A 23,846-nucleotide genomic window follows, 5' to 3' on the forward strand; every position below is an offset into this window, starting at 1 on the left:
AAATTTAAAGATTTATTGCGAATTGTAATTCTAAACGTTAAATCTGAAATGCACGATGTCGCCATCTTGCATAATGTATTCTTTACCTTCTAAGCGTTGCTTACCTGCTTCTTTCGCACCTTGTTCTCCACCATTTTCAACGTAGTCATCATAACTAGTTACCTCAGCACGGATAAAACCACGTTCAAAGTCAGTATGAATAATACCTGCACACTGTGGTGCTGTCATACCTTGTCTAAATGTCCAAGCACGCACTTCTTGTACACCAGCAGTAAAGTAAGTTGATAATCCTAATAAATCGTAAGTTGTTTTAATAAGAACATCTAAACCTGGTTCTTCGATGCCTAAATCTTCTAAGAACATTTCTCTATCTTCGTCATCAAGTGTAGCAATTTCTTCTTCAATTTTAGCACTGATTACGATAACTTCTGAATCTTCTTTAGCTGCATATTCGCGAATTGCTTTAACTTTATCGTTATCTTCATCACCAATTTCATCTTCACCAACATTGGCAATATATAACATTTTTTTAGATGTTAATAATTGAGCTTGATTAACATATTTTTGATCTTCATCATTAAATTCTAAACTACGAACAGGATCACCGTTTTCTAACGCTTCTTTGATTCTTGATAAAATGCGTAATTCCATTTCTGCAGTTTTATCTTTTTGACGTGCCATTTTTTCAATTCTAGGCAAACGTTTTTCTACTGATTCTAAATCAGCTAATACTAATTCCATATTGATAACTTCAATGTCATCTAAAGGATTGACGCGTCCTGAAACGTGTGTCACGTTTTCATCATCAAATGCGCGTACGACTTGGCAAATAGCATCTACTTCACGGATATGTGATAAGAATTTATTACCTAAACCTTCACCTTTAGAAGCACCTTTCACAATACCTGCAATGTCAGTAAATTCAAAAGTAGTCGGAATTGTTTTCTTAGGTTCTACCATTTCAGTTAATTTATTTAAACGCGTATCTGGTACTTCAACAATACCTACGTTTGGGTCAATTGTTGCGAAAGGATAGTTCGCAGCTAATGCGCCTGCCTTAGTTATTGCGTTAAATAGAGTAGACTTACCAACGTTCGGTAACCCTACGATACCTGCTGTTAAAGCCATTAATCATTCTCCTAACTTTCTGTATCTTTATGAGATACTAATATTTTTTTTAGTTTTTTATTAAACGTTTGACGTGGAATCATAATACTTCTCTGACAGTTTTCGCATTTAATACGAATATCTGCACCCATACGGATAATTTTAAATCGATTAGTTCCACATGCATGTTGTTTTTTCATTTCTACTATATCATTTATTCCATAATTTGACGTCATGAAATTGCCCCCAATGATAATTAAGCTTTATCTTTTGCATCCATACTTTTAACATAGATGGGTTGTGGTAATTTAATACCTTCTTGTACGAAAACTCTTTGAATTTCTCTACGTAAAATTCTTGAACCTGAGGCTCCTTCACCAGGAATCGTTTCTGCCGAAATTCTAAATGTCACTTTCGTTTCATCTATCGAATCGATACCTTCAACTACAGGATCTGTAATGAAAAGATAGTATTTACTACGCATTGCAGTAAATAATGTATTCAATCGTTTTTCAACTTTATCTAAGTTTTCCTCTACAGAAACTGGAATTTTCACAATAGCGAAACCATTTGTAATGGAGTAGTTAGTGATTTCTCCCATACTACCATTTGGTAGAATTGTTAATTCACCCGTAATCGTATTAATACGTGTCGATCTTAAACCAATTGATTTAACCGTACCTTCAGCTACTGTGGTACCACTACTATTAATTTTAACGTAGTCGCCTACATCAAATTGATTCTCGAAAATAATAAAGAAACCAGTAATGATATCTTTTACAATCGTTTGAGCACCAAAACCAACAGCTAAACCTACAACGCCGGCACTGGCAATAATCCCTTCGACGCTAATACCAAATTTGCTTAAAATTGTCGTAATAACAATGAACCATACGATATATTTTACTACATTTTGGACAAGTGACACTAATGTTCTTGAACGTTTCTTATTTCCTTTACTACTTTTATTTTGTATTTTAAATCCTTGTTCAATCACTTTATTTAATATAGCAATCACAATGATGGCTACTAAAATATAAATAAGAATTAATATAAGCTTAATTCCTAAGTTTTCATATGTTTCTGGTTTAGTCAATGGTTCAAATAATGAAGACAACACATTTTTAACCTGATTCATTCAATAATTTCCTCCTTTAATTATAAATTTTTATCATAACTTAATAATTATACAGTGTTTTTACTAGATAATATATCGGTCTTTGGCTTTATTAATTAATTATTTTCCTTTAAAGAAAGACTTAAGATAACATATCAATCTGTTTAACAACAAACGTTTCATTTTTCAAATTCCAATGTTTAATATTCACGATTTAATCTTTTCAATAAATTTTTAAATTCTTCTTCAGATTTAAATTCAAACGTAATTTTTCCGATATTTCTACTAGTAGAGATATCTACTTTTGTACCAAATTTTTCTTTTAAAAGACGTTCTTGTTTTTGAATAAATTTCGGTTTTGAATGAGACAATTTAGCGTTATTTTTAGACCCCCGACCGTCTTGCATATCTGCTACAACTTTCTCTAAATACCTAACACTCCAAGCTTCTCGAATAGCTTGTTTAGCCAATTGTTCCATAGTCACAGTATCCTTTAATCCTAATAGGGTGCGTCCGTGAGCTCCAGATAACTTCCCGTTCTTTACTAACTTAGAAACTTCTGACGGTAAATTTAACAGTCTCAACATATTAGCAATGTATGGACGTGATTTCCCCAGTCTTTCTGCAACTTTTTGTTGTGTTATACCTAAATCATTCATTAATCGTTTATAGCTTTCAGCTTCTTCAATCGCATTTAAATCTTCACGTTGTAGATTCTCAATAATTGCTAATTCCATCATGTCGGAATCTGATAACTCTTTTACAATAGCCGGTACCTCTTTTAAACCAGCTAACTGCGAAGCTCTGAAGCGTCTTTCTCCCACCACAATATAATAACCTTGAACCGTTTTACGTAAAACGATAGGTTGCAAAATACCATGTGTGTGGATAGAGTCTGCTAAATCTTGCAATTTATCTTCATCAAACGTTTTACGAGGTTGATAAGGATTTACTTTTATTTTTGAAATGGCTACTTTTTGGATTTGTTCATTTTGATCTAATGTTAATCGTTCATCTTGTTCGTATGCCATTGCATATTGCCTCCTCCCGTTTATTAACTAAAAATCGATATTTTAAATCATAATACAGTATCTGATGTTGTGCCTCTTCTTTGTTTTTAATTTTAGAAAATTTCTTATAGCTTTCACAAGAATTAATAAATTAATTCAGTAAATAGTTATAAAATTTTTTAACAGCTTTAACTCAATCATATCAGTGTATTAAACGCTTTCCGAAATGACTGTTTAATCAAAATTTTCAGAAAAGTTATTGACAAATGTAATTTGGGTCTGTAAGCTATGAATTAACTTAAAAAAACACAAATTACACACGGCAATAAGGAAAGTAAAACTTACACTGCTGATACAGAGAGTCTCGTAAGCTGAGAAGAGGCATAGAAAGAAAGTTTGAAAATGGCCTTTGAGTGTTGATGCCAATATGAGGTATCAACGGGTTCGCCCGTTACAGCGATACAGTATTAACATTTTTGTTTAATGGCGTACTGGAATATTAGACGTCGCTAAATTATCGTTAATACTCATTTACTTATTTAAGTTAAATGAGTTTTTTATTAGAAATCATTAATAAAATAACCGTGAATAATGATAATGAAGTGGTTCCCTTTTTCAGTGCTCGTTAATTCAAATTTAGCGTACTGTTCGAGGTTACTTTAGCAATAAAGTAATAAACAAAGGTGGTACCGCGAAACAAGCTTTCGTCCTTTACATCCGATACATATCGGGTTTAAAGGACGGAAGCTTTTTTTATTGAGAAAAGATTAGGAGGGATGGACATGAAAGATACTCAATTAGCACAAATATCCTTAACTAAAGACACAACAGGTTCGATTGCTAATCCAATATATTTGTCTACTGCATATCAACATCCTCACCTGGGAGAATCAACAGGATACGATTATACAAGAACGAAGAACCCTACACGATCAGCATTTGAAGAATCTTTCGCCAACTTAGAAGGTGGCATTGCATCATTTGCCACATCAAGTGGCATGGCTGCTATTCAATTAGTTTGTAACCTATTTAAACCAGGTGATGAAATTTTAGTGGCATTTGATTTATACGGTGGCACATTTAGATTATTTGATTTTTATGAAAAGCAATACGGCATTAAATTCATTTATGTAGATTTTCTAAATTATGAAGAAGTCACAGAGCAAATTACACCTAATACTAAAGCACTTTTCATCGAACCTATTTCAAATCCGCAAATGATTGAAATTGACGTTGAGCCATATTACGTACTTAGTAAAAAACATAATTTATTAACCATTATCGACAACACATTTTTAACACCTTATCTATCAACGCCATTAGTAGAAGGCGCAGATATCGTGCTTCATTCCGCAACAAAATATATTGGAGGTCACAATGATGTATTAGCTGGTGTCGTCACTGTGAAAGACGAAACTTTAGCTGAACAACTTGGCCAATTCCACAACATGATTGGCGCAACATTATCACCACTTGATAGTTATTTGTTACAACGTGGTTTGAAGACATTACATTTAAGAATCGATCGTTCTCAAGAAAATGCAAAGAAATTAGCCGAAAGGTGTCAAATCTCAGATTCCATTGACGAAGTTCTTTACAGTGGTAAAACAGGGATGCTGAGTTTATGTCTTAATAAGGCTTATAGCGTCGCTAAATTTTTGGAAAATTTAGAAATTTGTATTTTTGCAGAAAGCTTAGGCGGAACTGAAACATTTATTACCTTCCCTTACACTCAAACGCACGTTGATATGCCAGATGAAGAAAAAGATAAACGTGGTATCGATGAACACTTAATCAGACTATCTATAGGTATTGAGGATTATAACGATATTGAAGCTGATATTATCCAAGCACTGGAGAATTCTAAAGTAGGAGTGATTTCATGACTTTATCCAAAGAAACGGAAGTTATTTTTGATGAACATAGAGGTGTAGATTATCTTTCAGCAAATCCACCATTATACGATTCTTCTACTTTCCATCAAAGCATCCTAGGGGGTAACGCTAAATTCGATTACGCAAGAAGTGGTAATCCTAATCGTCAATTACTCGAGGAAAAATTAGCCAAACTTGAAGGTGGCAAATACGCCTTCGCTTTCGCGTCAGGTATAGCTGCAATTTCAGCAGTACTACTTACGTTAAAAGCCGAAGATCATGTCATTCTTCCAGATGATGTTTATGGGGGTACGTTTAGATTAACTGAACAAATCCTTAATCGTTTTAATATTCGATTTACTACAGTTAATGCTACTAACCCTATTGAAATTGAACACGCTATTCAAGAAAACACTAAATTAATTTATGTAGAAACACCTTCAAACCCATGTTTTAAAATTACCGATATTAAAGCAGTTGCTAACATCGCACGCCAACATGATTTACTACTCGCTGTTGATAATACTTTTATGACGCCTTTAGGCCAGTCACCACTTGCTTTAGGCGCCGACATCGTCGTTCATTCAGCTACTAAGTTTTTAGGTGGACATAGCGATATTATAGCTGGCGCTGCGATTACAAATCGTAAAGATGTGGCAGATGCACTTTATTTACTTCAAAACGGTACAGGCACTGCCCTTTCCGCTCACGATAGTTGGACTTTAGCTAAACACTTAAAAACTTTGCCCGTACGTTTTAAACAATCAACATCAAATGCGAAACAACTTGTTGAGTTTTTAAGCAATAGAGAAGAAATTGCCGAAGTATATTATCCCGGAAATAGCTCACTCCACTTATCTCAAGCTAAGAGTGGTGGCGCCGTTATCGGTTTCAGGTTAAAAGATGAAACAAAGGCACAAGCTTTCGTAGATGCACTTACTTTACCTTTAGTTTCAGTAAGTTTAGGCGGTGTAGAAACGATTCTTTCGCACCCTGCTACAATGTCACACGCTGCCGTTCCTGAACAAGTTCGAAATGAACGCGGTATTACATTCGGCTTATTCCGATTAAGTGTAGGTCTAGAACAACCTCAAGAATTAATTGCAGACATCAACTACGCATTAAAGGAGGCTTTCAATGAGTCGCTTATTAAACCAATTACAGAACAACGTTTTAGTAGCTGATGGCGCAATGGGAACCATCCTCTACTCAGAGGGGCTCGACACTTGTCCTGAAGCTTACAACCTTACGCATCCTGACAAAGTTGAACGCATCCATCGCTCCTATATAGAAGCTGGTGCTGACATTATACAAACCAATACTTATGGCGCTAATTTTGAAAAGTTAAAAACCTTTGGCTTAGAACACAAAGTGAAAGATATTCATAAAGCGGCTGTACAAATCGCAAAACGTGCAGCTAACCCCACTACTTTCATATTAGGTACAGTTGGTGGTTTCAGAGGATTAAAACAAGAAGAATTACCATTATCTACCATACAGTATCATGCAGAAAATCAAATCGACACCCTTGTAGAAGAAGGTGTGGACGGCTTACTCTTCGAAACCTATTACGATTTAGAAGAGTTAACCAATATTGTTACTAGTACACGTCGCAAATATGATATTCCGATTATTGCTCAACTTACCGCTTCAAATACGAATTATTTAGTCGACGGTACAGAAATTAATGAAGCGTTAAAACAATTAGTAGAATGTGGCGCCGATATAGTCGGCCTCAATTGTCACCATGGACCTCATCATATGCAACGCTCATTTTCTCATATCGAATTGCCTAAACATGCGTATCTCTCATGTTATCCCAATGCAAGTCTACTTGATATAGAGAATAGTGAATTTAAATATAGTGATAACGCACAATATTTCGGAGACGTAGCACAAGAGCTCATTAACGAAGGGGTCAGAATTATAGGAGGTTGTTGCGGTACCACTCCTAAACATATCGCCTATATCAAGGCTTCAGTTAAAGACTTGAAGCCAATTACTACTAAAAAAGTAATACCAATCAATCGCAAAACAAATCATGCTGCTACGCACACTTATAAGCATAATTTGACTACAAAAGTTAAGAATGGTCCAACAGTGATCGTTGAACTCGATACACCAAAGCATCTTGATACTGACTTATTCTTCGAGAATATTCGTAAGCTCGATGAAGCTAATATTGATGCTGTTACACTTGCCGATAACTCTCTTGCTACAGTTCGTATCAGCAACATTGCAGCAGCAAGTATTATCCGACAACGCTATGATATTGAGCCACTCGTTCATATCACCTGTCGTGATCGAAATTTAATTGGCTTACAATCTCATTTACTTGGTTTATCACTCATAGGTGTTAATGAAATTCTTGCCATTACTGGCGACCCTTCAAAAGTGGGCCATCTGCCAGGAGCGTCAAATGTTTATGACGTCAACTCCAAAGGCTTAACAGAATTAGCTTTACGATTTAACCAAGGTATCAATACAGACGGTGATGCGCTGAAGAAACATACAAACTTCAACATCGCTGGCGCATTTGACCCTAACGTTCGTAAACTAGACGGCGCAGTTAAACGCCTAGAGAAAAAGGTAGCAGCAGGCATGAGTTATTTCATCACACAACCTGTTTATAGTAAGGAGAAAATTAAAGAAGTATATGAGGCAACAAAATACCTCAATACCCCACTATTTATAGGTATCATGCCAATCGTGAGCTATAATAACGCACTTTTTCTACATAACGAAGTGCCAGGTATTAAGATGTCGGAAGATATATTAAACCAATTTAAAGCAGTTAAAGATGATAAAGAAAAAACAAAAGCGCTAAGTTTGAGACTTTCTAAAGAATTAATCGATACCGTTCATGAGTACTTTAATGGTTTATACATTATTACACCTTTCCAACGCATTGATTATTCATTAGAACTTGCAGCGTATTCTAAAGCAATTACCCAAAACAAGGAGGCAATATCATGACAACAATTAAAACTTCAAATTTAGGATTCCCAAGACTAGGTAGAAAAAGAGAATGGAAAAAAGCAATTGAAAGCTACTGGGCTAAAAAAATTGATAAAGCAGAATTAGATCAAGCGTTAACTGACTTACATCGAGAAAATTTATTACTCCAAAAAAATTATAATTTAGATAGTGTACCAGTGGGTGATTTCTCATTATATGACCACATTCTTGATACATCATTATTATTCAACATCATTCCTGAACGTTTCCAAGGACGCGAAGTCAATGATGATTTACTCTTTGATATTGCACGTGGTAATAAAGAACATGTCGCGAGCGCTTTAATTAAATGGTTCAATACGAACTATCACTATATTGTGCCAGAATGGAACAACGTTAAACCTAAAGTAAATCGCAACGTCTTATTAGATCGTTTTAACTATGCGAAATCAATCAATGTGAACGCTCATCCTGTCATCGTAGGTCCTATCACTTTTGTGAAATTATCTAAAGGAGGTAAACAATCATTCAAAGAAAAAGTACAAACTTTACTTCCATTATATAAAGAAGTCTTTCAATCACTTGTAGATGCTGGCGCTAACTATATCCAAGTTGATGAACCTATTTTAGTAACAGACGAAAGTGCAAGTTATGAAGATATTACAAAAGAAGCATATGACTATTTTGCTAAAGCAGGATTAGCTGACAAATTAGTTATCCAAACTTACTTTGAACGTGTCAATGTTAAATTCTTAAGTTCATTACCGGTTGGTGGCTTAGGTTTAGACTTTGTACATGACAACGGCTATAACTTAAAACAAATTGAAGCTGGCGACTTTGATAAATCTAAAACATTATACGCCGGCATTATTGATGGCCGTAATGTATGGGCAGCTGATATTGAAGCTAAGAAAGAACTAATCGAGAAATTACAAAACTTTGCTAAAAATATCGTTATTCAACCATCATCTTCATTATTACATGTGCCTGTATCATTAGATGATGAAACATTAGATGAATCTATCGAAGAAGGTTTAAGTTTCTCTACTGAAAAGTTAGACGAATTAGACGCACTTCGTCGTTTATTCAATAACAAAGACAGCAAAAAATACGATAAATTAAAAGCACGTTATGAACGTTTCCAAAGCCAATCATTTAAAAACTTAGAATACGACTTTGATAGCGTCCCAACAAGCCGTAAATCACCATTCCCTGAACGTAAAAAAGTACAAGATGCACGTTTAAATTTACCAGATTTACCAACAACAACAATCGGTTCATTCCCTCAAACAAGAGAAGTGCGTAAATACCGTGCTGACTGGAAAAACAAACGTATTTCAGATGAAGAATATAACAATTTCCTAGAAAGTGAAATCGCGCGTTGGATTAAAATTCAAGAAGACATTGGTTTAGATGTCCTCGTCCATGGAGAATTCGAGCGTAATGACATGGTTGAATTCTTTGGCGAAAAACTTCAAGGTTTCTTAGTAACTAAATTCGGATGGGTTCAATCGTATGGTTCACGTGCTGTAAAACCACCAGTGATTTATGGTGATGTTAAATGGACTGAACCATTAACAGTAAAAGAAACAGTCTATGCTCAATGTTTAACTACTAAACCTGTAAAAGGTATGCTTACTGGTCCTGTCACTATCTTAAACTGGTCATTCGAACGTGTAGACATTCCTCGTAAGGTCGTTCAAGATCAAATCGCTCTAGCCATTGATGAAGAAGTATTAGCATTAGAAGAAGCGGGTATTAAAGTAATTCAGGTAGATGAACCAGCATTACGTGAAGGTTTACCATTACGTTCTGAATACCATGAACAATATCTTGCAGATGCAGTGAATTCATTTAAACTTGCAACATCTTCTGTCCAAGATGAAACTCAAATTCATACGCATATGTGTTATTCTCAATTTGGTCAAATCATCCATGCCATCCATGATTTAGATGCAGATGTGATCTCTATTGAAACATCTCGTAGCCATGGTGATTTAATCAAAGACTTTGAAGATATTAACTATGATTTAGGAATTGGTTTAGGTGTTTATGACATTCACAGCCCACGTATTCCTACTGAAAAAGAAATTGCGACTGCAATTGACCGTTCTTTACAACAAATTGATCGTTCATTATTCTGGGTTAACCCAGACTGTGGTTTAAAAACACGTAAAGAAGACGAAGTCAAAGATGCATTAACAGTCTTAGTAAATACAGTACGCAAAAAACGTAAAGAAAATAACCAAAACAAACCTGCATAAGTCGAGAAATACAGAAATTACTTGTAATTTCGTAGCACTGGCCCGGCACAGGTGACTGAAATTGAAGCAAGCTTTCTCAAAGCGCCGTTTCAATTCAGTCAGCCGCTGCCAAACGACATTTATGAACTACTGTTATTGGAGGTGTTACACATGACAAACTATCCATTATGGGATCAACTCAATACTTTAAAAGAAAGTGAATGGGTCGATTTAACACATACCTTCGATCCAGAAATCCCTCGTTTTAGTGAATTTGAAAAGGGAGAAGTGTCCACGCTATTCAACGTCAAAGATCATGGATTTTATGTACAACGTTGGAATATCGTGACACAATACGGCACACACATTGATGCGCCAATTCACTTTGTAGAGAATAAACGCTATCTAGAAGAATTAGATTTAAAAGAATTAGTCTTGCCTCTTATTGTCTTAGACTTTTCAAAAGAAGCAACAGAAAACGCTGACTTCATCGTAACTAGAGACCATTTAGAACAATGGGAAGCGAATAACGGTAAAATTGAAGAAGGCACATTTGTAGCTTTACGTACGGATTGGTCTAAGCGTTGGCCAGATATTGAAAAATTTGAAAATAAAGATGCTGAGGGTAACCAACATTTACCAGGTTGGGGTCTAGATGCCTTAAAATTCTTAATCGAAGAACGTGGCGTGAAATCTATCGGCCATGAAACATTCGACACAGATGCATCTGTAGATACAGCTAAAAATGGAGATATCGTCGGAGAACGTTATATTCTCGGACAAGATACGTTCCAATTAGAATTATTAACAAATTTAGACCAATTGCCTACACGTGGTGCAGTTATTTATGCAATCAGCCCGAAACCTAAAGACGCACCAGGATTCCCAGTGCGCGCATTCGCAATAAAACCTTAATTAAATTTTTAAAAATGACACTTTTAGGCTTGATAGTGAGCGATCAAAGTCAAAACCTTCCTATCATTATTGAATTTTCCTGTCGCATAAGGCATTTCGAGTTGCTATGCGACAGGGTTTTCAATACAATTTTCTATTTAATGCCGTACTGTTTGATGATTTTTACAATTTCTGTGTGTATCGCAGGATGTGCAATAATTGCCCCTTTTACGTGATTTAAATCAATTTCTTTTCCTTCTATATCTGTTACAACTAATCCTAATTCTTTCGCATACAGTAATTGTGCACTCATGTCCCAAAGATTTGCTCCAACATCTATGCTAGCGCCAAAATCACCTGTAATTGTTCTTAATGCGCCAATACCTCCAGCCCCGATGAAGCGAAAACCATGAGACTTCGATAATAACGCCTTTAAAAGATCAGAGGTTGTATGCTTTGGATCGATTGAAATTAAAGCATCTTTAAGGTGTTGATACTTCTTAGCTTGAAGTGGCAAACCATTTACTGTAACCCCTTCGCCTTTCACTGCTTTATATAGTTTTTGTTGATAAAATTCATAAGTATACGCTAATAATGGCTCACCATTATAAAACAAACTTAAGATCAAACAATAATCTTTACCTTGTTTCACAAGATTTGTCGTACCATCAATTGGATCTATTGTCCATGCATAACCACTATACATATCGACTTCAATATTACTTTTTTCTTCCCCCATTAATTGATGGTCTGGATAATATTCATTGATGAGCTTAGTGAAATCAGCTTGAACCTCTTTGTCGATATTAGTCACTAAATCTAATTCGTTTTTCTTTGTTTCAACCGCCACATATTGAAGCATCATATCTACTTTTTGGGCGATATGTGATATCCATGCTTTAATACGGTAGTCAATATCTTGAATTGCGTACATTCTTTATCACTCACTTTTTATCTTATTCATTTCTTCATACACTATGCTTTTTTATTATTAAATCATATCTTTCCTCTTAAGGCGCAAGTTACTCTAACTACTTCCATTTATCTCTTCAACTCTATATAGCCTTTTATAATATACATTCTATATGATTTATCTTAACCATATTCTAAAATACTTTGAAATTTTCCCTACTTATTGAATTGATTGATAGGTTATAAAGGTTCTCCACTTTATAAGAATTCACCATTTTAAATATTACTATCATGATTAATATAATCATTTTTATTTATAAAATCATAAAATTCAAATACCATTTATTTATTTTTAAATTAAATAAATAATGACAAATTTCTAATAATAAAGTGACAATATTATTAAAGTATTATTTATATATATATTTTCAATTGAACTATATAAATAAAGTGTTATTCTTTAAGTGTAAATTAACAACTAGCCAATAACGATATCAATTTTAAAAAAAGAAGGGTTTAAAATGAAACAAGCAGACAAAATTTTAAACAAAGTTGGTATTAATCGAGTTGCTTTGAACAAAGGAAGTAAATATTCCAAAGGTTTTATGGAAGACGGGAATATTGGTGAAGGTTATGTAGCAGGGTTAAAAGTAGATGCTGGAACACGTAAAAAAACCGATGACAATATATTAGATAATATAGTGTCATATGATCGTGCAGAAGCCAAAAATGCTTATATGGGACAAATTAACATGATTACAGCTTCTTCATTCACTGGTTTACAAGGCTCTACATTAGGTTACGACATTTTACGTAATCCAGAAGTTGATGATGCTAAGCCTCTATTCTCAGTTAAGCAATGGGATGGCAGTGAATTACCTATATACGATTCTAAACCTCTTCAAGATGCTTTAGTTGAATACTTTGGTACGGAACAAGAAAGACGACATCATTTAACACCTGGTGCCATGTCAATTTGTGCTAACAAAGGTGTAGTAGCTTCACGACCTGATGAAAATCGTGATTTAAAAGAAGATGAAGGATACGGCGTATGGTCAGCAATAGCCATCTCTTTTGCGGAAGACAATACTACCGGATCTGATATGTTCGTTGAAGATGCAGGAATATGGAAAGAACCTAGTGAAGAAAAATTAATAGAATATCTAAATGAGAAACGTCATGCTATTGCCATTTCTATAGCTGAATGTGGTGAAGATAACCACGTAAGATATAAATCATCATGGATTGGTTTTGCATATACTATGATGGAACCAGGTGAAATTGGTAATGCAATTACAGTGGGACCTTATTTCACTTTACCTATTACTGCTATTCCGAATGGTGATATAAATAAACCTGAAGAAAGTTTTTATAGTTTACAAGATATGAAGTTAAATGAATGGCTTGAGAAAATGAACTACGAATCTCTTACTAAAAATGGAATTAAATATTGATTCGGAGTGATAGCTCATGTCACAAGATAATAAAAAAATAAAAACTAATAAAAAAAAAGATACTAATTCTAAAAAATTAGGGGTTATGGCATTAACTGCAGTCGTATTATCCGCTATGGTGGGTGGAGGTATATATGACCTCCCCCAAAATATGGCTGTTAATGCTGGAGCTATTGGTCAAATTTTTTCATGGGTAATTACAGGCATCATTATGTGGTTCATTGTAAAAAGCTTCATGATTTTAACCGATATATACCCTGAGTATAAGACTGGACTTTATCAATATGTAGAAAAAGGATTTGGTGGTTATGCAGGATTCTTTACAAGCTGGGGTTATTGGATTTGTGAATGTTTTGCAAATGTAACCTATTCAGTTTTGCTAATGGCAACACTAGATTTCTTTTTCCCTGGCAAGTTTACCGGAGGAAATAATATTTGGTCCATTATTGGTGGTAGTATCATTTTGTGGTTAATGAGCTTATTAATTTTGAATGGTGTAAAAGCCGCATCTTCTGTAGAGATAGCAGGAACAATCGGTATGTTAATTACAACTGCAATATTTCTAGTAGTAATGGCAATTTCGTTTAATTGGGGTAACTTTACTACAAATATGTTTGCCAATCACGCCATACCCCATCTTAATGATAAAGATTTAGGCTCATTACAACATCAAATATCTGCAACAATGATGACTACATTATGGGTATTTGGTGGTGTTGAAGGTGCTGTTGTTTTGTCAGAAAAAGCTAAATCTCAAGAAGACGTCAAAACAGCAACTCATTTAGGTTTCATTATTTGTTTGATTTTATATGCTTTAGCTTCCCTATTACCTTTAGGTCTAAAAAGTTATGGTGAAATAGCAGCTATGAAAAGTCCTTCATCTGGAGTTCTACTTAGTTTAATTATTGGACCAACTGGTAGAGTCATCATTGCTATAGGCGTTATTGTAGCTATTTTAGCATCTTGGCTAACTTGGACTTTAATGTTATCAGAAATGCCTTATGCGGCAGCTAAAGCTAAACATTTTCCAAAACAATTTGCTAGAACTAATAAAAATGATATTCCTTATGTTTCTTTAATTACATCATCCATAATAATGGAATTGATAATTATTTTAACTCATTTTTCTACACAAGCATTTAATACAATGTTGACGATAGTAGGCACTATGACGGTTCCTCCCTATTTACTATCAATATTGTTTTTAGTAAAAAGTGCTTATAAAGAAGATAACTGGCCAGGTCATCATCACTATAAACGTAAAAATTCACTTATTATTAGTATCATAGCGTTAATTGGAATTTTGTATATGGGTATTTCTGCTGGTATTAAATATACAGTGATTTCTTTCATTATATATGCAATAGGTATTCCATTTTATATTTACGCAAGACATCAGTTCGATCCTAATGAAAAGACATTTACTAAAGTTGAAGCAGGATTTGCAATTGGTATTGTATTGATAGCAATAGTAGGTGTCTTTATAGTTATATTGTAATTAAGAAACAATTTTCTTAACTGCACTTTACATGGCTCCCTATAAGTTAGATTTTTTAAACTAACTTATAGGGAGTTTTTCTATGTATCGACGAGTTTATAGTTTCAAAACTATTTATTTTATACTTATATCTCCATATTGAATAAGTGTTTTTATTAACGGGTAAACTTTCAATAGTCCATTCTTTATAAATATGGAGGGAAACTTAAATGACTAACAAAACAATTTATGACGTTATTGAAACTGGTGTGAATTATATATTATCTGTGTATGACAGTTGGGATGTTGCAAAAGTATTAGAAAAAGAGAATGAGGCTTTTCCAAATACGTTACACTGGCAATATGGTCATGTATTAACTATTTTTGAAGAAGCCCTAGCATTAGGTAAGCAAAATATAGTAGATGTTGAAAAATATCACAAATTATTCGGTTATGGTTCTAGTCCTAGCGATTGGGAAGGTCAAGACGTGCCTTCAATTGAAGACATTAAAAAAGATTTAAAAACACTTCCTGAACGCGCTCAACAATTAACAGATGAAGAGTTACAACAAGAATTAGACCAACCTGTAGCTGGTTTTAAAACACTTGATGAATTATTAGTATTAAATGCCATTCATGTGCCACTACACGCAGGCAAAATTGAAGAAATGACACGCGTCCTTAAAGAACAAAGTCATCATTAATTTTATAAATTATGAAAGCTAAAGGTGGTAAATATGGAAATTATTGCTAATAGTATTTTTGTGGAGAATCAAGAAGAAGCATTACAATTTTATACTGACGTCTTAGGATTTGAGAAGAAAATAGACGAACCTGTAGGCGAAGGCTTTAGATGGCTTACATTAGTGTCTCCTAATCAACCAGAAGGTACCCAGTTGGTATTAGAACCCAATGGTAATCCGATTGCTAGTGATTATCAACAACGTTTATTTGAAGCCAACATACCTATTACAATGTTTGGTGTGACAGACGTCCAACAAGAATACCAACGTCTAAGTCAAAAAGACGTTAAATTCACCGTTGAATCGACTACAATGGGTAACGCTAAAATGGCCATTTTTGATGATACATGTGGCAATTTAATCCAAATGATAGAACAATAAAAAATTAGCCCTTCCAGGATGAAGCTAGTATTCATCTTAGGAGGGCTCTTTAAATGAAAAAACACGACATTCTTACCTTATTTCTATGATTTATAATTGAAATCAGGGATATTGTGCCAACGTTCCTTAAAATAATGTGCTATGGCTTTAGGTTTACGATCACGTGTGAAGATACCTTTTTTATTACCTTGAACACGAATAATGCCATTTGATGTTTCAAAATCTGCGAAATTCCACGTCTGTTCACCGATAAATTGTGGGTATTTATCGACAATTTCATGATTCGCTTTATAATAATTCAATTGATACTCTTCCGTAAACATTTGATCATCAATCGCATGCATACCTGCGACGGTATCAGCACCATATTCCGTAAACATAATTGGCTTATTGGGTTGACGTTCAGACCACTGTGCTAATTCTTTATCCAGTGCTTTTTTTGCTGCCTCTAAATTTGCAGATTGTGTGTACCAACCGTAATAGCGATTTAAGCATAATACGTCAACTAAATCTTGTACTTCACATACATCAGGTTGAGCCATTAAAATTGTGACAATGGTAACTGGGCGTTTCTGTGGATCTTTGTTTTTAGCTAAATCTACTAATGGTTTAAAATATGCTTTTGCACCTTTTTCATTAGAAGCAGGTTCATTAGCGATTGACCACATTACTACACAAGCGTAGTTTTTATCCCTTTCAATCAAGCCTTCTATGACTTCTTTATGTGCTTGATGTGTATCAATTTCTTTCCAAGTATCATGTTCTAATTGGCCACCTAAAGCGACCATAAAGTTAAGGTGTACACCGACTGCGGTTGTTTCGTCAATCACAACGATACCTTGTTCATCTGCGAGACGCATCATCTCTTCAGAATATGGATAATGAGACGTTCTGAAAGAATTTGCGCCAATCCATTTCATCAAATTGATATCCATCACATTGGCAGTCTCATTTAAACCACGCCCATTATAAAATGTATCTTCATGCTTACCGAATCCTTTAAAATAAAACGGTTTATTATTGATAAGAAACTGTCCCTCTTTCACTTCTACAGAACGGATACCAAATCGTTCTGTATACACATCAATCATCTCGTCATTGTTCAATAATTCAACTTTCATCTGATAAAGATACGCATTAAGTGGTTGCCATAAATGAGGATTATCAATTGACATTGTCCCTTCAGCTTCATCGCTGTTAGTAACAACTTGTCCCTCTTCATCTATAATTGTTACTCTAACTTGATTAATATCTGATCTATCCTCATGTACATCCACTTTATAATTGACTACACTTTCTCCACTCTGCTTCACTTCTGGATTAATAATAATATCTTGAATATAACTATGTGGTGTTGTGTATATTTTCACTGGACGGTGAATGCCAGCATAATTAAAGAAATCAAAGTTTGGCTCATTGATTGGTGTAACAGTTCCGTTTTCATCAACTTCTTCACTATAATTACCTACTGGCAATGTACTATGTGTCAGTACATTGTTAACCTTAACCGTTAATCGATGACTGCCAATTGTAGCGATCTCCGTGATATTAACTTCGAATGGAAGAAAACCACCTAAATGTGTCATGATTTCCTGACCATCTAAGTAAACCGTAGCATGATGAGTAACTGAACCGAATCTTAATACAATTCTTTCACCATTAAGATGTTTGGGAATCATAATATCTCGTTCATAGTAGACGTCACCAACATGTTGTCGAATACTTTGAATGACACCTTGATCATTATAAGAACCAGGTACAGCCATAACATCATCTGTATCTAACGCTTTACTTACATCTACGTCTTCTTTATACCCTACTAATTTAAATTTCCATATTCCGGACAAATCTAATAGTTGTCTTGTTTCTGTATTAATTGGATATAACAACTTTATCCCTCCTATATTTACACGCCTGAATAAGCGTTAAAGCCACCATCAACTGGTAATACGACGCCATTTACAAAACTTGAAGCCTCTTTGCTAACTAGGAATAGTAGTGCACCTACTAATTCTTCAGGTTTACCAAAACGTTCCATTGGTGTAGCATTAATAATTTTTTTAGAGCGGTCAGTATAACTACCATCTTCATTTAACAACAGCGCTTCATTTTGCTTAGTTAATAAAAATCCTGGCGCTATCGCATTCACTCTAATATTAGTTTTAGAGAAATAAACACTTAACCATTGTGTGAAATTACTAATTGCTGCTTTTGCACCACTATAGGCAGGTATTTTTGTGAGTGGTGTAAATGCATTCATTGATGAGATATTGATAATCGTTGCTTCTTCTTTATCTAACATGTCTGTTGCGAAGACTTGAGAAGGAATAAATGTGCCTAGAAAATTGAGGTCCATGACAAAACCAACACTCTTTTCGTCTAAGTTGAAAAATGTTTGTTTATCTTGATCTAAACCACCCTCAAAGTGCTCGTCATCTGTTGTACCTTTAGGGGCATTTCCACCCGCACCATTAATTAAAATATCAACACTGCCAAAAGTATTATTTACTTCTTGTTTGATTCTTTTCATATCTTCTTTATTAGTGACATCACCTAGAAATACACGAGATTCGCCACCTAATTCTTTTATTGTCTCAACTAAACCACTCGCGTCATCTCTAAGACCCACCATCGCAACTTTAGCCCCACTTTGTGCTAAAGCAATAGACATTGCACTACCAATGACGCCTGTTCCACCTGTAATGACAACGACTTTATTCGTTAAATCAATATCGAATGGTAATTTCATAAATTCATTACTCCTTTTTTATTTATTATTTTTACTAACCGCTTCATATAAACCATTTAAATATGTTGCACCTAATGCACGATCGTACAATCCATATCCTGGTTTACCAGTTTCGCCCCAAATCATACGTCCATGGTCAGGTCTGATAGGACCATGATAGTCGAAGCTGTGCAATGCTTTAATTACTTCGTACATGTCGATAGAGCCTTTTTCAGATAAATGTGCAGATTCTTGGAAAGATTTATTACCAATTAATTTAACATTACGAGCATGTACAAAGTTTACGCGACCTTTCTCACCAAAGTGGCGTAGCATATCGACAAAGTCATTTCTACGATCTGCACCCAGTGACCCAGAACACATTGTTAAACCATTGTATTTAGAATCATATAAGTTAATAAAGCGCTCTAAATTTTCTTTATTTGTGATAATTCGTGGTAGCCCAAAGATATTCCATGGTGGATCGTCCGGATGTATTGCCATCAGAACATCTTCCTCTTCAGCGACTGGTATTACTTTTTGTATAAAGTAATTTAAGTTCTCCCATAATGTTTCTTCATCTACTTCTTTATAGTCTTCAAATAATTGAGTTAAATCTTCTTTCGTATAGCTTGAATCCCATCCTGGTAATGATAATTCACCACTTAATGGGTTCATTTTTTCAACATCTTTTTCATCATAGATTAAACAAGTAGAACCATCATCTAATCGATAGTCTAGTTGTGAACGGGTCCAATCGAATACTGGCATAAAGTTATAGCACACAATTTTAATGCCTGCTTGTCCTAAATTACGTAGTGTTTCACAATAGTTTTCAATATATTTATCACGTGTTGGTTTGCCTAATTTAATATCTTCATGTACAGGTACGCTTTCAATCACTGAGAGTTCCATACCTGCATCCTCAATTTCTTGTTTTAATGCTTTAATTTTATCTAATGGCCAAACTTCACCAACCGGCACGTCATAAATTGCACTTACAATACCTTTCATCCCAGGTATTTGTTTAATGTATTCCAAACTAATTGGATCATCTTTGCCGTACCATCTAAATGTCATTTTCATTATTTTGTCCCCCTATATTAATTTAAAGTAGTTATAAGCGTTGTTATAGCAAATATTTTCAATCATACGTTTTAGTAATTGATCGTCATTAGGGATTTCACCTTTTTCAACTAAATCACCAATGAATGTAGATAAAATACGTCTAAAGTAATCATGTCTTGAATATGAGATAAAGCTTCTTGAATCCGTTAACATACCAACAAAATGCATAAGCAATCCTTGATCAGCTAAAGATGACATTTGTCTTAACATGCCTCTCTTAGTATCGTTGAACCACCAACCTGCACCATGTTGTACTTTACTTTTAATGCCTGGTTCAGTTTGGAAATTCGCAATCGTAGAACCCACGATATCATTATAAATAGGGTTTAAATTATATAAGATAGTTTTAGGTAAGTGATTTTCTTGTTCCATCATATCCAAGGTTGCATTTAAGTGATATGCAAGATTATCTTGGTCTCTAATTGAGTCAAAACCAGCATCTTTTCCTACTTTTTCAAACATTTTAGTGTTGTTATTTCGAATAGCACCAAAGTGAATTTGCATTACCCAACCATGTTCATGGTAAGCCTTACTTAATTCATTCAACATAAAGCTTTGGAATTGAAATCTTTCATATGTTGAAACGTCTGTTTGGTTTAAGGCTTTATTGAAAATGTCTTGAATATCTTGATCTGTATAATCTTCGAAGTGAATTTCTTCTAAACCATGATCGGCTAATCGGCCACCTTTATCATGGAAATATTGAATACGTTTGTACAATGCCATTACGAAGTCCGCCGGTGTTGTAATTTTATGAGTAAGTTCTTCTAATTTTCGTAGTAAATCTATAAACGCTTGGTCGCCGACTTTAAATACATCATCTGGTCTAAACGCAGGAAGTACGGTCGTTTTAAATCCTTCTTGTGCTTTGATTTCATCATGATATTTTAAGTCATCTGTTGGGTTATCTGTTGTACAAATTAAATTTACATTTGAATCTGTAATCAATGATTGTGTTGTTGTGTGATGTTGTTTTAAATAATCGTTTGCACGATGATAAATCTCTTCAGCATTGTCACTAGTAAGTAAATCGTCAATATTAAAATACATTTTCAATTCTAGTTGTGACCAATGATATAAGGGATTGCCCACTGAATTTTCTAATGTTTCTGCCCATTTTTTAAATTTATCAAGGGGTGCAACGTCTCCTGTAATATATTGCTCTTCAATTCCTTGCGCACGCATAGCACGCCATTTATAATGGTCTCCACTAAGCCATAACTCAGTGATATCATCACATCTTACGTTATCGTTAATTTGTTTAGGATCTAAATGGCAGTGGTAATCATAAATCGGCATATTTTTTGCGAAATCATGATATAAATGTTTACCTGTTTCATTATTCAGCATAAAGTTTTCATTAATAAAAGCCATACATTATTCGCTCCTTTAAATTTCTTCTCTCAATGCAAGTTCTTTAACAATTTGTTTATGTCGTTTATCTGTTAGTGGATACCATATGAAGAAGATAATAAATGCAATGGTACAAGCCACTGCTGGAACTGCAAAGAACAATACTTTAAGTCCAAAGATAGTTCCCGCTGATTGATCTACGTTTGGCTGATAACCGATAAATGTTAATGCTAGCCCTGGTACAAATCCTGCAAGTGCTTGTGAGACTTTCCGAGTAAAGCTATAACTTGAATAAGTGATACCTTCTGAACGTAATCTGAATTTCCATTGTCCATATTCCACAACGTCTGCAATGAATGCCCATACAACAGTGTTAGGAATTACTAAGAAGAATTGTGCTATTGTGTTCATAATTAAGAACATGACATAGTTTTCTCCGAAGAATAAGAAATTTAAGACTTCGAATATGACAAATCCTCCAATTCCTATGAGTGCTGTGTATTTTTTGCCCATCTTTTTACTAATTAGAGTTGTTGCATATAAAGCTGGCAATAAGACGATAAAGTTCAATGTACTTACTAATCCAACTAGATTGGGTTTATCTAACACGTATTTGAAATAATAGAGTTGTGTTGATTGAACTAAGAACATAGACATTATCGTTAATAATGTAAAGATAGCTAAGACTGCAAATGCTTCATTTTTCACTAGGTTGAAGAATGCTTTTTTGTTAACACCTTTTTCTTTCGGACGTTCAATAACGTGACGTTCTTTAACACCTTTGTAACAAATCAAATGGAATATCACACCAAAGCCTGCTAACAATCCCACAACGACTGGATATCCTATTGCATGATTATCAAATTGAGATACTAATGGTACAACGACAATTCCTGCGATAAATAAGGCACTTTGTGAACCTAAGTTTCTAAATACAGATAATTGGGTTCTATCATCAGCATTCATTGTCATAGCAGCAGATAATGAACCGTATGGAATATTAACTACAGAATAAGCTGCGTTAAATAATAAGTAGGTTGCGAAAGCCCAGATGACCTTTCCTGTATCACTAAAGTTGGGGGCGGTAAATGATAAGACTGTCATCAATGCTAACGGAACGGTACCATATAAAATAAACGGTTTAAATTTACCTTTAGGTCCAATGTTCGTTCTTGAATCTACGATTGTTCCTACGCCTGTATCAACAAATGCATCAAAAATTTTTGCGACTAAAAATACGAGTCCTCCGTAAAAAGCTGAAATCCCTAAAATATCCGTAAAAAACATCATTAAGTATATTTGTCCCATATCGAACATCATGCCGTTACCTAAATCCCCAAAACCATAAGATAACTTTTCTTTAAAACTTAATGTTGATTCCTGAATATTGCTAAAACTTTTTAGTTTATGTTTTTCTCTTTTTTCAACTGCATCTCCCATAATACTGCCTTCTTTCTATCTATTGATATCTTTGTTGCTTTCAATAGATGCACAAATTTTTCTAAGATTGGCATAACTATAATCACCTAAGATACTGTGCTTATAACTCATGTTATTGATTCCCAATCGAACAGTATCTTCTAAATTCCAGTTATTCATAATTCCATAAATAATCCCTACACTAAATGCATCACCCGTACCTAATCTGTCTAGGATATCGACATCGATTTTTTCCGTTTGTGCCAATTGATTTGATGTAGATAAAAATCCTTGTAAGCGGTTTCTTTTATGGTTAAAAATTTTTCTCTGTGTAAATGCAATATATTTAATATCATATTTTTGGTGTATTTTAGCTAAAATGGGCTTTATTTCTTCAATATTTGCCATTCGCTCTAGGCCATCTTTATAGTCATTACCTTGGTCATCTGGTAACAATAATGGCTCATAACCAAAAATTAAGTCTGTATCATATAAGAGTTCAGACATTTTTACTCTAGCTGTTTGAAAATCCCATAGAGCTTCTCTAAAGTTCAAATCACAGCTTACAAATAATCCTAATTGTTTAGCTGTTTTGATAGTTTTTTTCAAAAATAAAAATAATTCATCATTTAAAGCTGCAGTGATACCGGTAACATGAAACCACTCATGATCCTTTAATATGTGTTCAATACCATAATTTTGATTATCAAATTGACTAAATACACTCATCTGTCTGTCATAAATCAGACTATTTGCTCTTTGTGCATAACCACTTTCAGTAAAATAAAGACCTAATCTTCCATTTGCTTTTTTAATATGATTAGTATTAACGTTGTAGCGTCTTAGATTTTGGATAATACTTTCTCCTAGTTCGTTACTAGGTAGTGCAGTTACCATTGTGGTGTCGATGCCTAGACCTGACAAACCAATAGCAACATTCATTTCTGCTCCACCGTAATGAAGATTAAAAGCTTGTGATTGTTCGAACGTTTGATAGTATGGTGTACTTAATCGCATCAATATTTCGCCAAAAGTTATGAATGACATG

The 23,846-nt window shown here is 34.3% G+C and carries 20 protein-coding genes; 9 read left to right on the top strand and 11 right to left on the bottom strand.

Annotated elements, in window-relative coordinates; genetic code table 11:
• Positions 1 to 30 precede the first annotated feature (30 nt).
• From ychF to MT340_RS12070, 4 genes are all read right to left on the bottom strand, one after another.
• The gene (gene ychF / locus MT340_RS12055; protein WP_243590147.1) at positions 31 to 1,128 is read right to left on the bottom strand and encodes a redox-regulated ATPase YchF; all 1,098 of its coding nucleotides are present in this window, start codon (positions 1,126 to 1,128) and stop codon (positions 31 to 33) included.
• Positions 1,129 to 1,139: 11 nt separating this feature from the next.
• Positions 1,140 to 1,343, bottom strand: coding sequence for a DUF951 domain-containing protein (locus MT340_RS12060; protein ID WP_243590148.1), 204 nt, complete (start codon positions 1,341 to 1,343; stop codon positions 1,140 to 1,142).
• 20 nt (positions 1,344 to 1,363) lie between these two features.
• On the bottom strand, positions 1,364 to 2,245 hold the full coding sequence (locus MT340_RS12065) for a mechanosensitive ion channel family protein (protein WP_243603899.1): 882 nt from the start codon (positions 2,243 to 2,245) through the stop codon (positions 1,364 to 1,366).
• 179 nt (positions 2,246 to 2,424) lie between these two features.
• Positions 2,425 to 3,255 (bottom strand): ParB/RepB/Spo0J family partition protein, encoded by an 831-nt coding sequence (locus MT340_RS12070; protein ID WP_243590149.1) that lies wholly within the window; start codon positions 3,253 to 3,255, stop codon positions 2,425 to 2,427.
• Between the two features lie 761 nt (positions 3,256 to 4,016).
• On the opposite strand from MT340_RS12070, the gene MT340_RS12075 reads away from it, so the two are divergent.
• The 5 genes from MT340_RS12075 (at position 4,017) to MT340_RS12095 (ending at position 11,224) form a co-directional block, all read left to right on the top strand.
• Entirely contained in the window at positions 4,017 to 5,120 is a 1,104-nt protein-coding gene (locus MT340_RS12075; protein WP_243603900.1) for a PLP-dependent transferase, read from the top strand.
• The gene (metC, locus tag MT340_RS12080; RefSeq protein WP_243603901.1) at positions 5,117 to 6,292 is read left to right on the top strand and encodes a cystathionine beta-lyase MetC; all 1,176 of its coding nucleotides are present in this window, start codon (positions 5,117 to 5,119) and stop codon (positions 6,290 to 6,292) included. The genes MT340_RS12075 and metC overlap by 4 nt, the downstream gene beginning before the upstream one ends.
• On the top strand, positions 6,246 to 8,084 hold the full coding sequence (locus MT340_RS12085) for a bifunctional homocysteine S-methyltransferase/methylenetetrahydrofolate reductase (protein ID WP_243590151.1): 1,839 nt from the start codon (positions 6,246 to 6,248) through the stop codon (positions 8,082 to 8,084). Before metC ends, MT340_RS12085 begins: the two co-directional genes overlap by 47 nt.
• Complete coding sequence (metE, locus tag MT340_RS12090; protein ID WP_243590152.1) at positions 8,081 to 10,330, top strand: 5-methyltetrahydropteroyltriglutamate--homocysteine S-methyltransferase; 2,250 nt, start codon at positions 8,081 to 8,083, stop codon at positions 10,328 to 10,330. Before MT340_RS12085 ends, metE begins: the two co-directional genes overlap by 4 nt.
• Positions 10,331 to 10,480: 150 nt before the next feature.
• Positions 10,481 to 11,224 (top strand): cyclase family protein, encoded by a 744-nt coding sequence (locus MT340_RS12095; RefSeq protein ID WP_243603902.1) that lies wholly within the window; start codon positions 10,481 to 10,483, stop codon positions 11,222 to 11,224.
• Between the two features lie 133 nt (positions 11,225 to 11,357).
• Here the strand turns inward: MT340_RS12095 and MT340_RS12100 are convergent, their stop codons facing one another.
• Positions 11,358 to 12,137 carry an inositol monophosphatase family protein gene (locus MT340_RS12100; protein ID WP_243590154.1) on the bottom strand — a complete coding sequence of 260 codons (780 nt, stop codon included), beginning with the start codon at positions 12,135 to 12,137 and terminating at the stop codon, positions 11,358 to 11,360.
• Positions 12,138 to 12,636: 499 nt separating this feature from the next.
• On the opposite strand from MT340_RS12100, the gene hdcA reads away from it, so the two are divergent.
• The 4 genes from hdcA (at position 12,637) to MT340_RS12120 (ending at position 16,170) form a co-directional block, all read left to right on the top strand.
• Positions 12,637 to 13,569 carry a histidine decarboxylase, pyruvoyl type gene (gene hdcA / locus MT340_RS12105; RefSeq protein WP_243590155.1) on the top strand — a complete coding sequence of 311 codons (933 nt, stop codon included), beginning with the start codon at positions 12,637 to 12,639 and terminating at the stop codon, positions 13,567 to 13,569.
• Between the two features lie 16 nt (positions 13,570 to 13,585).
• Positions 13,586 to 15,067, top strand: coding sequence for a basic amino acid/polyamine antiporter (locus MT340_RS12110; RefSeq protein ID WP_279390864.1), 1,482 nt, complete (start codon positions 13,586 to 13,588; stop codon positions 15,065 to 15,067).
• Positions 15,068 to 15,276: 209 nt separating this feature from the next.
• Positions 15,277 to 15,750, top strand: coding sequence for a DinB family protein (locus MT340_RS12115; protein WP_243603903.1), 474 nt, complete (start codon positions 15,277 to 15,279; stop codon positions 15,748 to 15,750).
• A 33-nt stretch (positions 15,751 to 15,783) separates the two neighbouring features.
• Complete coding sequence (locus MT340_RS12120) at positions 15,784 to 16,170, top strand: VOC family protein (protein ID WP_243590158.1); 387 nt, start codon at positions 15,784 to 15,786, stop codon at positions 16,168 to 16,170.
• A gap of 83 nt (positions 16,171 to 16,253) precedes the next feature.
• On the opposite strand, the gene uidA is transcribed toward MT340_RS12120, so the two are convergent.
• From uidA to MT340_RS12150, 6 genes are read right to left on the bottom strand one after another with little or no spacing between them, the layout of a single operon-like run.
• The gene (gene uidA / locus MT340_RS12125) at positions 16,254 to 18,059 is read right to left on the bottom strand and encodes a beta-glucuronidase (protein WP_243590159.1); all 1,806 of its coding nucleotides are present in this window, start codon (positions 18,057 to 18,059) and stop codon (positions 16,254 to 16,256) included.
• A gap of 17 nt (positions 18,060 to 18,076) precedes the next feature.
• Complete coding sequence (locus MT340_RS12130) at positions 18,077 to 18,919, bottom strand: SDR family oxidoreductase (RefSeq protein WP_243590160.1); 843 nt, start codon at positions 18,917 to 18,919, stop codon at positions 18,077 to 18,079.
• A gap of 18 nt (positions 18,920 to 18,937) precedes the next feature.
• Positions 18,938 to 19,984, bottom strand: a complete 1,047-nt coding sequence (uxuA, locus tag MT340_RS12135; protein ID WP_243590161.1) for a mannonate dehydratase — start codon at positions 19,982 to 19,984, stop codon at positions 18,938 to 18,940.
• Positions 19,985 to 19,996: 12 nt separating this feature from the next.
• On the bottom strand, positions 19,997 to 21,400 hold the full coding sequence (uxaC, locus tag MT340_RS12140; protein WP_243590162.1) for a glucuronate isomerase: 1,404 nt from the start codon (positions 21,398 to 21,400) through the stop codon (positions 19,997 to 19,999).
• A gap of 15 nt (positions 21,401 to 21,415) precedes the next feature.
• Complete coding sequence (locus tag MT340_RS12145; protein WP_243590163.1) at positions 21,416 to 22,819, bottom strand: glycoside-pentoside-hexuronide (GPH):cation symporter; 1,404 nt, start codon at positions 22,817 to 22,819, stop codon at positions 21,416 to 21,418.
• Between the two features lie 15 nt (positions 22,820 to 22,834).
• Positions 22,835 to 23,845 carry a sugar kinase gene (locus MT340_RS12150; RefSeq protein WP_243603904.1) on the bottom strand — a complete coding sequence of 337 codons (1,011 nt, stop codon included), beginning with the start codon at positions 23,843 to 23,845 and terminating at the stop codon, positions 22,835 to 22,837.
• Between the last annotated feature and the right edge of the window lies 1 nt (position 23,846).

The organism is Staphylococcus sp. NRL 16/872 (genome assembly GCF_022815905.2).
GTDB lineage: Bacteria > Bacillota > Bacilli > Staphylococcales > Staphylococcaceae > Staphylococcus.

Bases quoted from the DNA above. Each gene is read 5' to 3' on its own strand.
- ychF (WP_243590147.1), bottom strand. From the start codon at position 1,128: ATGGCTTTAACAGCAGGTATCGTAGGGTTACCGAACGTTGGTAAGTCT.
- MT340_RS12060 (WP_243590148.1), bottom strand. From the start codon at position 1,343: ATGACGTCAAATTATGGAATAAATGATATAGTAGAAATGAAAAAACAA.
- MT340_RS12065 (WP_243603899.1), bottom strand. From the start codon at position 2,245: ATGAATCAGGTTAAAAATGTGTTGTCTTCATTATTTGAACCATTGACT.
- MT340_RS12070 (WP_243590149.1), bottom strand. From the start codon at position 3,255: ATGGCATACGAACAAGATGAACGATTAACATTAGATCAAAATGAACAA.
- MT340_RS12075 (WP_243603900.1), top strand. From the start codon at position 4,017: ATGAAAGATACTCAATTAGCACAAATATCCTTAACTAAAGACACAACA.
- metC (WP_243603901.1), top strand. From the start codon at position 5,117: ATGACTTTATCCAAAGAAACGGAAGTTATTTTTGATGAACATAGAGGT.
- MT340_RS12085 (WP_243590151.1), top strand. From the start codon at position 6,246: ATGAGTCGCTTATTAAACCAATTACAGAACAACGTTTTAGTAGCTGAT.
- metE (WP_243590152.1), top strand. From the start codon at position 8,081: ATGACAACAATTAAAACTTCAAATTTAGGATTCCCAAGACTAGGTAGA.
- MT340_RS12095 (WP_243603902.1), top strand. From the start codon at position 10,481: ATGACAAACTATCCATTATGGGATCAACTCAATACTTTAAAAGAAAGT.
- MT340_RS12100 (WP_243590154.1), bottom strand. From the start codon at position 12,137: ATGTACGCAATTCAAGATATTGACTACCGTATTAAAGCATGGATATCA.
- hdcA (WP_243590155.1), top strand. From the start codon at position 12,637: ATGAAACAAGCAGACAAAATTTTAAACAAAGTTGGTATTAATCGAGTT.
- MT340_RS12110 (WP_279390864.1), top strand. From the start codon at position 13,586: ATGTCACAAGATAATAAAAAAATAAAAACTAATAAAAAAAAAGATACT.
- MT340_RS12115 (WP_243603903.1), top strand. From the start codon at position 15,277: ATGACTAACAAAACAATTTATGACGTTATTGAAACTGGTGTGAATTAT.
- MT340_RS12120 (WP_243590158.1), top strand. From the start codon at position 15,784: ATGGAAATTATTGCTAATAGTATTTTTGTGGAGAATCAAGAAGAAGCA.
- MT340_RS12130 (WP_243590160.1), bottom strand. From the start codon at position 18,919: ATGAAATTACCATTCGATATTGATTTAACGAATAAAGTCGTTGTCATT.
- uxuA (WP_243590161.1), bottom strand. From the start codon at position 19,984: ATGAAAATGACATTTAGATGGTACGGCAAAGATGATCCAATTAGTTTG.
- uxaC (WP_243590162.1), bottom strand. From the start codon at position 21,400: ATGGCTTTTATTAATGAAAACTTTATGCTGAATAATGAAACAGGTAAA.
- MT340_RS12145 (WP_243590163.1), bottom strand. From the start codon at position 22,819: ATGGGAGATGCAGTTGAAAAAAGAGAAAAACATAAACTAAAAAGTTTT.
- MT340_RS12150 (WP_243603904.1), bottom strand. From the start codon at position 23,845: ATGTCATTCATAACTTTTGGCGAAATATTGATGCGATTAAGTACACCA.